The 12,370-nt window shown below is 41.2% G+C and carries 9 protein-coding genes; 4 read left to right on the forward strand and 5 right to left on the reverse strand.

Annotation, left to right across the window (positions count from 1 at the left end; all coding sequences use genetic code 11):
• Positions 1–8: 8 nt before the first annotated feature.
• The 3 genes from hslV to priA all read right to left on the reverse strand — a co-directional run bounded on the left by hslV (position 9) and on the right by priA (position 3,339).
• Positions 9–527 (reverse strand): ATP-dependent protease subunit HslV, encoded by a 519-nt coding sequence (gene hslV, locus P20311_RS16515; RefSeq protein ID WP_008115012.1) that lies wholly within the window; start codon positions 525–527, stop codon positions 9–11.
• Positions 528–607: 80 nt separating this feature from the next.
• Complete coding sequence (locus P20311_RS16520; RefSeq protein WP_008115014.1) at positions 608–1,135, reverse strand: SPOR domain-containing protein; 528 nt, start codon at positions 1,133–1,135, stop codon at positions 608–610.
• 20 nt (positions 1,136–1,155) lie between these two features.
• Positions 1,156–3,339: a primosomal protein N' gene (gene priA / locus P20311_RS16525; protein ID WP_008115016.1), complete on the reverse strand. Its 2,184-nt coding sequence runs from the start codon at positions 3,337–3,339 to the stop codon at positions 1,156–1,158.
• A gap of 230 nt (positions 3,340–3,569) precedes the next feature.
• Between priA and rpmE the strand changes: the two genes are divergently transcribed.
• Both rpmE and P20311_RS16535 read left to right on the forward strand, forming a co-directional pair.
• Entirely contained in the window at positions 3,570–3,785 is a 216-nt protein-coding gene (gene rpmE, locus P20311_RS16530) for a 50S ribosomal protein L31 (RefSeq protein WP_008115018.1), read from the forward strand.
• A 523-nt stretch (positions 3,786–4,308) separates the two neighbouring features.
• Positions 4,309–5,550, forward strand: a complete 1,242-nt coding sequence (locus P20311_RS16535; RefSeq protein ID WP_008115020.1) for a malic enzyme-like NAD(P)-binding protein — start codon at positions 4,309–4,311, stop codon at positions 5,548–5,550.
• Between the two features lie 69 nt (positions 5,551–5,619).
• On the opposite strand, the gene metJ is transcribed toward P20311_RS16535, so the two are convergent.
• Positions 5,620–5,940: a met regulon transcriptional regulator MetJ gene (gene metJ / locus P20311_RS16540; protein ID WP_008115021.1), complete on the reverse strand. Its 321-nt coding sequence runs from the start codon at positions 5,938–5,940 to the stop codon at positions 5,620–5,622.
• Between the two features lie 198 nt (positions 5,941–6,138).
• On the opposite strand from metJ, the gene metB reads away from it, so the two are divergent.
• Together metB and metL are read left to right on the forward strand one after the other, a co-directional pair.
• Entirely contained in the window at positions 6,139–7,386 is a 1,248-nt protein-coding gene (gene metB, locus P20311_RS16545; RefSeq protein ID WP_008115023.1) for a cystathionine gamma-synthase, read from the forward strand.
• Positions 7,387–7,435: 49 nt separating this feature from the next.
• Positions 7,436–9,781 (forward strand): bifunctional aspartate kinase/homoserine dehydrogenase II, encoded by a 2,346-nt coding sequence (metL, locus tag P20311_RS16550; protein WP_008115025.1) that lies wholly within the window; start codon positions 7,436–7,438, stop codon positions 9,779–9,781.
• Positions 9,782–9,829: 48 nt separating this feature from the next.
• On the opposite strand, the gene P20311_RS16555 is transcribed toward metL, so the two are convergent.
• Positions 9,830–12,304, reverse strand: coding sequence for a penicillin-binding protein 1A (locus tag P20311_RS16555; protein ID WP_008115027.1), 2,475 nt, complete (start codon positions 12,302–12,304; stop codon positions 9,830–9,832).
• Between the last annotated feature and the right edge of the window lie 66 nt (positions 12,305–12,370).

Raw genomic sequence — 12,370 nt, forward strand, 5'->3', positions numbered from 1 at the left:
AGTTCCTATTACAATTCTTCGATAGTTTGGAAGTTATTCGTAAATACACAGATGTTGCCAGCAATTGTTAGACTTTTCTCTACAATTTCACGAGCACTTAAGTCGGTATTTTCTAATAAGGCGGTTGCAGCTGATTGCGCAAAGTTACCGCCGCTGCCAATTGCGATTAGGTCGTTTTCTGGTTGCACCACGTCACCGTTGCCGGTGATAATTAGCGAAGCTGTTTCATCAGCAACAGCAAGTAAAGCTTCAAGTTTACGCAGGGCACGATCGCTACGCCAATCTTTAGCCATTTCTACAGCAGCTTTAGTGAGGTTACCTTGGTGCATTTCTAATTTGCTTTCAAAACGTTCGAAAAGAGTAAAGGCATCAGCAGTGCCGCCAGCAAACCCAGCGATAACTTTGCCATTATAAAGGCGTCGAACTTTTCGGGCATTGCCCTTCATTACTGTGTTACCAAGAGATACTTGGCCGTCACCACCAATAACAACTTTGTCATCACGGCGTACACTTACGATTGTAGTCATGTTATTCCTCATCATCGCGCTGCAAGGGGCAGCGCGTAAAAAACGATTATGAAGAGGTTATATGGGTGAATGGTTTAAATTCAAGTCCAGCCCCAAATTCCGCAGCCGACAATATTAATTCGTTTAAGTTTGTTCTTGTCACTTTCTGCATGACGCTTGGTTTCATAAGGCCCTAAACGCACTTTGTACCAAATACCATTGCTGCCTGTGGTTTTTTTGATTTCTGAAATTAATCCTGCAAAGGCTATTTTAGCTTTTAAGGTTTCAGCTTGCTGATGGGTTCTAAATGAACCACATTGCATGACATAAGGGCCTTTTTGTTCAAGTTCTTTTACTTCAACCTGAATCTCATGCTCTTTAATTTCTTTAATAAATTTAGGTGGCCGCGGTTTAGCTATTTCTACTTGTTTTTCGGGTGTTGGATTTGCTTGCTTTTCAACAAGCTCTGGATCGGCATTGTTTTTAACAAACCAGAGTCCGTATGCAAAACCACCGATTAGTAACAAGGCAATAATGATTAACAAAAACGGGAAGGGTTTTTTAGCCGGCTCTTGTTTAGTGTTTTTTCTATTTTTTGGTTTTTTATTAATATAATCGTGCTGTGCCATGGTGTTATATGTGGCCTTACCTAAATCATGTCTGTAGGGTCTACGTCTAAACTCCAGCGAACTTTTTGTGCAAGTTTGCTAGTGCTGAGATAATCAACCATTTGCGCGAGATACTGATGTAGTATGCGTCGATCTTGCGCTTGAATATGTAATTGAAAACGATACATTCCCGCAATTTTTTCTAAAGGCGCGGGGATCGGTCCGAGCAATTGTATACCAGATACCCCATTGACAGGAACCAAATCCGTTAGAAAGTCGACGACTTGCTTTATGTTATGCCCTTGTGCGCGAACAATTGCCATACTCGTAATAGGTGGCAACTGTGCATCACTTCGCTCAGTGAGTGCAAAGCGGGCAAAATCTTGATAGCCATTATTAACTAAGTCTTGTAATAACGGGTGCTCAGGAAAGTGCGTTTGTAATAATACTTCACCGGGTTCGCCAGAACGTCCCGCGCGTCCTGCAACTTGTGTTACTAATTGTGCTAAATGCTCAGTAGCCCTAAAGTCACACGAATACAAACCACTATCGACATCTAAAATAAGTACTAAGCTAACATCAGCAAAATGGTGACCTTTTGCCAGCATTTGCGTACCAACTAAAATACGTGCGCCGCCTTGGTTTATTTCATCCAGTGCTTTTTCAAGGCTACCTTTACGCCGAGTTGAGTCACGGTCGATACGGCTGATCGGGGTGTCTGCAAATTCACTACTTAAAAACTCTTCTATTTGCTCGGTGCCCTTGCCGTTAGGAAATATTTGCGTACTACCACAGTCAGGGCATTGATGCGGTACATGATATTGATCGCCACAATGGTGGCAAATCATTTGGCCTATTGCCTTATGAAAAGTCGCACTGGTGCTGCAGCGGTTACATTCACTCAACCAACCACATTCATGACAAATCAAAGTTGGAGAAAACCCACGGCGATTTAAAAATACCATCACCTGCTTTCCTCTATTCAGGTGCTGGCGCATTATTGCAAGACTGGCATGCGCAATACCGGCTCTATCAGGCTGACCTTTCATGTCGAGCAGCTTAAACTGATTATCGGTGGCGGTTTGTGCGCGCTCACTTAATGTAAGCAACTGGTATTTGTTATTAATAGCTTTATGCAGTGTTTCTAGTGCTGGCGTAGCGCTACCCAAAATAAGTGGAATTTGATGCTGATAGGCACGATACGCAGCTAAATCACGGGCATGATAGCGTAAAGTGTCTTGTTGTTTAAATGAGGCATCATGCTCCTCATCAACCACAATCATCCCAAGCTTTAAAAATGGCAGAAAAATACTCGAACGGGTGCCTATAACAATGGCACAACTGCCTTTTTCGCAAAAACGCCATGTTTGTAGACGTTCGTTATCGGTTAATGCCGAGTGCCATAACATAATAGGGGTGTCAGGAAAGCGACGTCTAAAACGATTGACCGTTTGAGGCGTTAGCCCTATTTCAGGAACGAGCACTAACGCCTGTTCGCCACGTTTTAATACTTCTTCTAGGCATTGCAGGTAAACTTCGGTTTTTCCGCTGCCAGTGACACCTTCTAGCAAAAAGCTAGTAAACCCCGTACTTTGATTAATTGCAGTGCAGGCAATGGCTTGCTCTTTATTTAAACGGGGTTTGCTGCCAACCGTTGGCGAGGTATGTTGCCATTGATTGTCGTGCTCAATGGTTTGAACTATTAGCTCTTTATCTAAAAGGGTATCAATGGTTTTTTTATTAAACCCGAGGGCTTTGAGTTCGGTTAATGATGATTTACCGGATGCTGATAATTGCTTAAGCAAATTAAGCTGTGTTTTAGCTTTTAAAGACGGTAAAAGTGCCCCCTTTTCGCTTAATGTCACCATGTTTATACTGGTTTTATCAGGGCACTCACCTTGGCGCAGTGCACTGGGCAATGCAATATGAATAGTTTCACCGAGTGGATAGCAATAATAACGCGCTGTAAATTTCAGTAGCTCTAAATGCTGCGCAGATAACACCGGTGAGTCGTCAATAACTTCAATAATAGATTTTATTTTGCCTTCGGGGACTGCTGTTTCCGCTTTTAAGCTAAGAATAACCGCTACTTTACGTTGATTGCCAAAAGGGACTAACACGCGCATACCAGGCTGTAATTGAGTCAGCGGTACTAATTGCTCATCCACTTTATAATCAAAGGTGCGAGGCAAGGGGACTTTTATTGCAACTTCAGCAAAACGCATAACAACTCAACCAATTAACGTAATGGTTTAATGTACTAAAAATAGCATTAAAAGCCTACCGACAAATCAGTAATGAATAGGTGTTTGCCGACTTTTTAGCAAAAAGGGTAATTAAAGCTTGTGTGTGTGTGGGTTGTTGGATAAAATTCGCGACCAATAAATTTGTTTTAACGACGTATGGTGCCAGACTTCGGGTTTGGAGAGCGATGCGGCCTTAACTAGAGGTTCCTATGAAAGAAGGTATTCACCCTAAGTACGAAGTAATTTCTGCAACTTGTTCATGCGGAAACAAATTCGAAACTCGTTCTACTCTGTGTAAAGACATTCACTTAGACGTATGTTCTGCGTGTCACCCGTTTTACACTGGTAAGCAAAAGATTTTAGACACTGGCGGCCGTGTTGATCGCTTCAACAAGCGCTTCGGTGCACTTAGCAGCAAAAAATAATTTTTTGTTTCTATGTAAAAAAAGCACCTTAGGGTGCTTTTTTTGTGGCCAAAATTTACTTTCCTACCTGCTTTCTTAGCAATTTTGTATTTATTTTTTTTGCATAACTATTTCCTGTTCTTATTCTGAGTATGCATAAACATTTGCAGACAAAACAGCCAATATTCTCTATATTTTTATTTGTTAAACTTTAAAGATGGTACTCAAATGCAGGTAACGTGAGGTTATTTGTGTTTAAAGTTAAATAAAATTCGGTATTTCACTATTTTAATTTAAGACTAAAAAATACGCTTTATAAAAATAGAATAAGGGCAAAAAGTACCTGTGTTTTTCATTTTTATGACGAATTTATATTTTAAAAATGTCAGGATAATCTAGGGAAGTTGCTGATAAATAACTTAAAATTAACAGTTCTAGCATATAACAGGATAGACCTGATATTGCTTGGAATTTAAAAATAATAAAGGTATCGTAGATTAAACTACCTCTCACTTTAACTTAAATTGCAGGATATAATCGCGTTATGTCAGATTTTCGTGAACAAGCACTACATTACCATGCCCATCCCGTTCCAGGTAAAATCAGTATTGAGCTGACCAAGCCCGCTGAGACGGTTAAAGACCTCGCGCTCGCATACAGCCCCGGTGTCGCAGAACCTGTTCGTGAAATTGCCGCTGATCCAGCAAATGCCTACAAATATACTGGTAAAGGAAATATGGTTGCGGTTATTACTAACGGCACCGCAATTTTAGGCTTAGGTAATTTAGGTCCACTGGCTTCAAAACCCGTTATGGAAGGTAAAGCGCTACTATTTAAGCGTTTTGCAGGGTTAGACTCTATAGATATTGAAGTTAAGCACCGTACTACCGAAGACTTTATTAACACGGTGGCTAATATTGCCGACACCTTTGGTGGAATTAATTTAGAAGATATTAAAGCGCCCGAGTGTTTTGAAATAGAAAAAGCGCTTATAGAGCGTTGTAGCATTCCTGTTTTTCATGATGATCAGCATGGTACGGCTATTGTAACGGCTGCGGGTATGCTAAACGCGCTGGAAGTACAGGGCAAAGCAATTGAAGATGCAATTATTGTATGTTTAGGTGCCGGCGCTGCAGCTGTTGCCTGTATGGAGCTTTTAATTAAATGTGGCGCGTTGCGTGAACATATTTATATGTTAGATCGCAAAGGAGTTATTCATACGCGTCGTGATGACTTGAATGAATATAAGCAATTATTTGCAAACAATACCGATAAACGTACTTTACAAGATGTAATTGAAGATGCCGATGTGTTTGTGGGTGTATCGGGCCCTAATTTATTAGCCCCTGAAGATTTAAAATTAATGGCTGATAGACCCGTGGTATTTGCTTGTTCAAACCCCGATCCTGAAATCGATCCGCAATTAGCACACGCTGCACGTAACGATTTAATTATGGCTACAGGTCGCTCTGATTATCCGAATCAAGTTAATAACGTATTGTGTTTTCCGTTTATTTTCCGTGGTGCGTTAGATGTACGTGCCAGTGAAATAAACGACGAGATGAAAATTGCTGCTGTAGAAGCAATCCGCAGTATTGCTAAAGAGCCCGTACCGGCTGAAGTGCTTACTGCCGCAGGCATCGACAAATTAGAGTTTGGTGCTAAATATATTATACCAAAACCAATGGATCCACGTTTGTTACCACGTATAGCTAAAGCGGTTGCGCAGGCGGCGGTTGATTCAGGTGTGGCACTAATTGATATGCCAGAAAACTACATGGCGTAATTGTTAAGTGTAAATTAGCGCAAAAAAAACCTCAGCATTTGCTGAGGTTTTTTTTGTATAAAGACCCTTCTAGTCTTCATTTAAAATAGGCACTTCTAGTCCCATTTCTTGCATTATTTTCTTCACTTCTTCAGGTACTTTTTCTGCGTTATCTTTACGCAAATCATCATCATTAGGCAGCGGTTGCCCGGTAAACGCATGCAAAAACGCTTCGCATAAAAGCTCGCTATTTGTTGCATGACGTAAGTTGTTTATTTGACGACGAGTACGTTCATCAGTTAATACTTTTAATACATTTAGCGGGATCGAAACGGTGATCTTCTTTACTTGTTCGGATTTTTTCCCGTGTTCTGCGTATGGGTGAATATATTCACCATTCCATTTAGCCATAAGATGTATCGTTGCCTCAGATTATAAATTGCTCACACAGCATCAAAGCGTGTAAATATGCGTGAAATTCTATCGGTTTAAAAAAGATAGTCAAATACTAGTTATTTAGCTATCTAGACATTTAAATGTTTTGACATCTTAAATTGCATGCGCTACCTTTTAGACGTCTAAACATCCAAATTAGTAAAGGTAGCGAAAATGAGTGAAAAAAATAAGGCAACAATTGCTGTTCGTAGTGGAATAGAAGCCGACAAACAGCATGGTGCGGTTGTTCCACCGCTTTATTTATCAACAACTTACTCATTTGCTGACTTTGATACAAAGCGCCAATATGATTATGGCCGCAGTGGTAACCCTAATCGTGACATTTTGGCTGAGGCGCTCACGGAGCTTGAAGGTGGCGCTAAAGGCATTATTACCGCAACAGGCATGGCAGCCGTTCACCTAACAACACAATTACTTAATAGTGACGATACGTTAGTGATCCCTCATGACTGTTATGGGGGCAGCTATCGCTTATTTACTTCGCTAGAAAAGCGCGGCTTATTAAAACTAGAAGTGGTCGATTTTACCAAAAGCGACAGTCTGACACGCATCCTTGCTATTAAACCTAAGCTGATTTGGATTGAAACACCTAGCAATCCTATTTTACGCTTAACAGATATTAAAGCGGTAACTGATACAGCTAAACAGTGTGGTGCACTGGTTGCCGCCGACAACACATTTTTATCGCCAGCATTACAAAACCCGATTAAGTTTGGCGCTGATATTGTGGTGCACTCAACCACAAAATATATCAATGGCCATTCAGACGTTGTTGGTGGCGCGGTTATCGCAGCGACTGCTGAGTTAGGTGAAGAGTTAGCGTGGTGGGCAAATAACATTGGCATCACCGGCGCGCCATTTGATAGCTATTTAACGCTCAGAGGCTTACGTACTTTAAACGTGCGTTTAAGGCAACACCAAGAAAATGCACTCGCCATTGCACAGTATTTAGAACGCTCCCAGTTTGTTGCCCAAGTTTACTACCCAGGTCTTGAATCACACCCTCAACATGCGCTAGCTAAGGCGCAGCAGCTTGGCTTTGGTGCTATGGTTAGCTTTGATATAAAAGGCGATATAAACGATGCTGCAGCGTTTTTAACGCGTTTAAATGAATTTAGCTTAGCGGAATCATTAGGTGGAGTAGAAAGTTTGATTTGTCACCCTGCGACTATGACCCACGCCGGTATGGACGCAACCGCGCGTGCAGAAGCCGGAGTAGGCGACACGCTTATTCGTATCTCGGTGGGTATTGAAGATGTAAATGATTTACTCGCTGACTTAGACAGGGTATTTAATTTGGTGCGCCTAGGGCAAGCCAATCTCGGCCTATCGGCAAAAAGTGGTGCTAGTGAATCATTTGGTTCAGCAAAGTTAAACGCGGCGCATCCGGCGTTATGGTAGTGCATACCAATCTTCAAAATACAAAACATAAATGCGAGTCGGTATTAATATGGTAAATCAGGTTCATAAATTTGGTGGTTCGAGTTTAAGCTCAGCGGATCGCTTTAAAAGTGTCGCAAATATTATTTTAACTCATGCTCAAGCTGGGGATTGTGTGGTGGTATCGGCTGCCGGTAAAACCACCGATACCTTAGTTAAACTGTGGCAAAGCTATCAACAGCAAGACACTCAAGCTATTGCTGATATTGTATTGCTATTGAGTAACCATCAAATAGCTCTGATTGAGCAATTATTAATAGCTAACGCTAAGCACCATGCGCTTGATTTACTTGAAACTGAGCTCAGTATTATTACCAAGCAGGCTAAGCAAGGAACATTAGCTGAAGCTGCGTTATTAGCACATGGTGAATTGTGGTCTGCAAGGTTACTAAGCGCTTACTTAGAACAGCTTAACGTTAGCGCTTGTGCCCATGACGCTAGGCAGTTATTTACGTTAGATGCCGGGCAGCTGCAGCATGCTAATAATCAGCAGCAGTGCTTAAAAGCCATAGAGACGAGTAAAATTAATGTAGTTACGGGGTTTATTGCGGCTGATTTACATGGTGAAACAGTGACCTTAGGGCGAAATGGCAGTGATTACAGTGCCACTTTATTAGCGCGGTATTGCAATGCTAAAAAAGTCTCTATTTGGACTGACACTCAAGGTGTTTTTAGTACTGATCCGCGTAAGGTTGCTAATGCGGTTAAGTATGCGCGAGTGTGCCGTGATCAAGCGAATTTATTAGCGAGGCTAGGTAATCCAGTATTACACGCTAAAACATTATCGCCATTAAAAGATACCGATATAGAATTAGTTGTTCGCAGTAGTTACGATCCTCAAGGCAGTCATACCGAAATAGTTAAACTAGGAATGAGTAAACAAAAACGCTTTTTAACCACAGTAAATAATGTGGATTTACTCATTGTTGATGATCTGAGTGAAGGCGAAGTAGCACATGTTAGCCAACTTATTCAGCATAGTTTGCATCACTTTGAACACGAAGGCGAAATCTACTTACTAGTCCCTGCGTCAGCGACACATCAGGTGGCTAATTATTTTGCTGGCCGCGCCAATATTAGTGAGTCAAACTTAAATGGGGTGGCGATTATTGCACCTGATCAAGAGGTAGCGCCGCTTGGTAAGCAAAGTGAAGCCTTATTACAAACACAATCTATCCAGCCTCGGTTTACCCATTACGGTGAGGGATATACGTTACTATTGACCGATCAAGTACTTGAAAGTGATGTGCTGAGCCTGTTACATGACAAGCTCATTAATAAAGCACAAGAAATAGCTTTAATTATTGCAGGACTTGGTAATGTAGGTGCTGAGTTTATGCGCCAATTACCTGCTCAACTAGCACGCTTATCAACCGATTTTAACGTCAAGTTAGTAGCGCTTTTACGCTCAGAGCAGATGCTGATGAATGCTAATGGATTAGACTGTGAAAGCTGGCAACTTCAATGGGAAAACCATGCAAGCTCCTATAAACAAGCCGATTTATTGTCATACATAGATACTCTTGAGTATGAACATAAAATAGTGATCGACATTACCGCCAGTGAACATTTTAGTCAGCTTTATAGTAAGTTAGTTGAATTAAACTGCCATCTAATTAGTGCTAATAAATACGCGGGAACCGCATCGCTTTCGTGGTATCAAACACTACGTGAAAGCCTTGCTCAACGTGGCTTACATTGGCGTTATAATGCAAGTGTAGGGGCCGGACTACCGATTAATTTTGCCTTGGCTGATTTACAAAATAGTGGCGATAAAATAACGCGAATAGAAGGCGTGTTTTCAGGCACGCTGTCATGGTTATGCAGTATGTATGATGGCAGTAAAGCATTTTCAGATTTAGTTCTAGAAGCGCAAGCTTTGGGGTTCACAGAGCCTGATCCTCGAGAAGACTTATCTGGACGAGATATGCAACGTAAGTTGCTTATTTTAGCGCGTGAATTAGGTATTGAATTGGAACTTGATGACATTTCTTTATCCGCTTTGATGCCCGATGAGTTAAGTGCAGGCAGCTGGAATAACTTTATTGATAATAAGGCTCGTTTAGATGCATTTATTGAGCAGCATGCGCAAGCGGCTCAGCAACAAAATGCTGCACTGTGCTACACCGGGTTATTAGAGTTTGAAAACAACACGTTAAACGCTAAGGTAGGGATTACCTATGTACCAAAAAGCGAAGCGGTTGCGAATTTGACCCCTGGCGATAATATTTTTGTGATTAATACCCAGTGGTATAAGCAAAACGCATTAGTGATACAAGGCCCCGGTGCGGGTAAAGAAGTGACTGCTGCTGGCGTTCACTCTGACTTATACTGGTTGGTACAAAATATTAGTTAGACCATCAAAAAGGCCGCTAATTTGCGGCCTTTTTACTGTTCGCTATATTTAAAATAGCTCTTCTTCAGTTTTAGTGTTTTCTTCAAATATATCATTTGGTTGTGATAACACATACTTGGTAGGAGCGGTGCCTTTTTCAAAGTATTCAAAACGGCTGGTGTAATCGTTTTTATGACTTAATAATCCGGTTTCTAAATCAATACGAATAGAAACTAAGCCTTCAGGTGGTTCGATTGGCGCAGCAGGTTTACCATCCAGTGCGGCGCGCATAAAATCAACCCATGCAGGCTGAGCTGTTTTTGCGCCTGACTCAGCACCTGATATTTGACCACTTCCTAAGTTGTTATTGTAGGTTGAGCGTCCCAGTGTATTACCTGGGTTATCAAAGCCAACCCAAACTGATGTCATCACATCGCGGTTAAAGCCACTAAACCAAGTGTCTACAGAATCATTAGTCGTGCCTGTTTTACCAGAAAGATCGCGACGTTTTAGCGCTTGTGCACGCCAGCCTGTTCCACTCCAACCGGTTTTATGTGACCAGCTACCGCCACCCCAAATAGCACTATTCATTGCGCTGGCAATTAAAAATGCATTTTGTTTAGAGATGATCTGCGGCGCACAATTTGGTGCTACTTGCTCACCTAGCATTAGCGAGCTAGGTGTTGTCGTTTCATCATCACAAATAATGGTGGGATTGGTTTTAAATAACGTATTACCCATTGCATCTTGGATTTGTGAAATAAAGTACGGCTCAATTAGGTGACCGCCATTAGCAAAAGCACTCATCCCACGAGCTAATTCAAGCGGCGTAATGGATGCACTGCCTAATGCCAGTGACTCACTACGATTTATATCTTTATCGTCAAAACCAAATTTTAATAAATGATCGGCTGTTCTTTGCAGTCCAACGCCTCTTAATAAGCGTACGGAAATTACATTCTTAGATTGGGCTAAAGCACGACGAATGCGAATTGGACCATTATAAATAGCTGGGCTGTTTTTTGGTCGCCATGCAACGCCTTGGCTCTTATCCCATTGATTTATAGGAGCATCATTTAAAATTGACGCTAGTGTGTAGCCTTTTTCAAGCGCAGCTGAATATATAAACGGCTTAATATTTGAGCCTACTTGGCGTTTAGCTTGTACAGCTCGGTTATATTGGCTTTGTTCAAAACTATATCCACCAACAATGGCTTTTATGCGCCCGTCTTGTGGGTCTAAAGAAACAATGGCGCTCGCCGCTTCAGGTATTTGACTTAAAATATAGCTATTATCGTCATTTTTGCGCAGCCATATTTGCATGCCTGGGGTTAATATATCGCTTGCTGTTTCAGGCGCAAAGCTTTGGCGATAGCGTGTAATAAACTTACGTGCCCATTTTAGGTTATCCCAAGTAAGGGTTGTGCGCTCGCCGCTTTTAAGTATAACTTCAGCGCTTTTATCGCTCACGCTTAACACCGCAGCCGTTTTTAAAGGGCCAAATTCATTAACAGCTTTTAAAGTGTTTAATAATTTCGACTGCGTTAATGGCGGCTCTGTTTGCGGATCCCACAATATGGCTTCAGGGCCTCTAAAACCATGGCGCATATCGTAGGCATGTAGGTTATTAACTAGAGCTGTTTGTGCTGCTTTTTGAACATCTGATTCAACAGAAGTGTACACTTTAAACCCTGAGTTATAGGCTTTATCTATACCGTAGCGTGACACCATTTCTGCTCGTACCATTTCTGAAATGTACGGCGCATATAAGTCAATTTCAGCTCCATGAAAATACGCGGTAATTGGTTGGTTAGTGGCTTCGTTATACTGCGCTCTTGAAATATACTTCTCTTCAAGCATTCTTCCTAACACCACATTTCTTCTTGCTTTAGCACGTTCTGGATTACGAATAGGATTAAGTGCCGAAGGAGCTTTTGGTAAACCAGCAATCATTGCCATTTGCGCAAGAGTTAACTCTTTTAGTTCTTTACCATAATAAACTTGCGCCGCAGCACCAATACCAAAGGCACGATTTCCTAATTCTATTTTATTTAGGTAAAGCTCAAATATTTCATCTTTTGAGAGGAGGTTTTCGATATGAATGGCAATAAATATTTCTTTTACTTTACGAATGTAGGCTTTTTCTCGTGTTAAAAAGAAGTTACGAGCTAATTGCATGGTAATAGTACTGGCACCTTGCTTTTTCTCACCAGTAGAAATAAGTACTAGCGCTGAGCGCACAATACCAATTGGATCAATACCGATATGATCGTAAAAGCGGTTATCTTCAGTTGCCAAAAAAGCCTGCAATAAAGGCTGGGGAATTTGGTCTATAGTTACAGGGATCCGTCTTTTTTCACCAAATTGGTTGATTAAAAGCCCATCTTTAGTAAATACTTGCATAGGCGTTTGTAATTGCACGTTTTTTAAAACTTGCACGCTGGGAATATCGGATTTAACGTAGTAATAAAGGCTGAGCAATGTAATTAGTGCAAGTAATGCACAAATGATCAAAAATTGTAAAGTTCTTTTTAATAAAATCACTGATATTTCCCTAAACGGACTCCCAATTACAGGTTGAGACTGCTAGTATATATTGATTAAAAATTG

Origin of the sequence: Pseudoalteromonas sp. BSi20311 (genome assembly GCF_000239875.1) — a bacterium.
Classification (GTDB): Bacteria; Pseudomonadota; Gammaproteobacteria; order Enterobacterales; family Alteromonadaceae; genus Pseudoalteromonas.